This is a genomic window from Frateuria flava (assembly GCF_017837635.1).
GTDB lineage: Bacteria > Pseudomonadota > Gammaproteobacteria > Xanthomonadales > Rhodanobacteraceae > Frateuria_A > Frateuria_A flava.
Genome location: NZ_JAGJRS010000040.1, coordinates 1 through 892, shown reverse-complemented (window position 1 = coordinate 892; position 892 = coordinate 1). Strand labels below are relative to the sequence as shown.

The window sequence follows — 892 nt, the reverse complement described above, 5'->3', positions numbered from 1 at the left end:
CACCAGGAGCCCCGGATGAACCTGCATAAACATGCCCGTCTTACGCCCCGAGGTCGAGCCCTGCTCGTGGAACGGGTGCTCGAGCACGGCCTGCGCGTGGAGGAGGCGGCCCATGCAGCCGGGGTCAGTGTGCGCACGGCGTACAAGTGGCTGGCGCGCTTCCGCGAGGAGGGCGCAGCCGGGTTGCTCGACAGATCGTCCCAGCCGCACCACTGCCCGCATCTACAGACGCAGCGATCGCGGAGCAGGTGATGGAGCACCGCCGTGAGCGCTGGACCTATCGTCAGATCGCCCAGCATCTGGCGGTGGCCGCCAGTACGGTCGGCCGCCTGGTCAAGCGCGCGGGGCTGCATCGGCTGGCGGAACTGGAGCCGGCACGTCCAGCCAACCGGTACGAATACCCGGCACCAGGCGACCTGCTGCACCTGGACATCAAGAAGCTGGGGCGCTTCTGGCGCCCTGGCCACCGGGTCACCGGCGACCGCCAGCAGACCTCAGACGGGGCCGGCTGGGAGTTTGTGCACGTGGCGATCGATGACGCCTCGCGCGTGGCCTTCGGCACCATCGAGCCGGATGAGCGTGGCTCCAGCGCCTGCCGCGCTTTGCTCAAGACGCTGCGCTACTACCGCACGCTGGGCGTGCGCTTCACCCGCGTCATGACTGACAACGGCGCTTGCTACAAATCACGCGCCTTTCGGCGTCTGCTGCGCCGTCTGGGTCTACGTCACCTGCGCACCCGACCCTACACGCCACGCACCAACGGCAAGGCCGAGCGCTTCATCCAGACAGCTCTGCGCGAGTGGGCCTACGCGCGCAGCTATGAACACTCGGCCCAGCGCGCTGCCCACTGGCTGACCTGGCTGCGCCAGTACAACTGGCACCGGCCACACGC

1 pseudogene is annotated in these 892 nt (G+C 68.5%); it reads left to right on the top strand.

Annotation, left to right across the window (positions count from 1 at the left end):
- Window positions 1-15 precede the first annotated feature (15 nt).
- Window positions 16-892, top strand: a pseudogene (locus J7I44_RS16760) (IS481 family transposase); the annotation flags it as partial.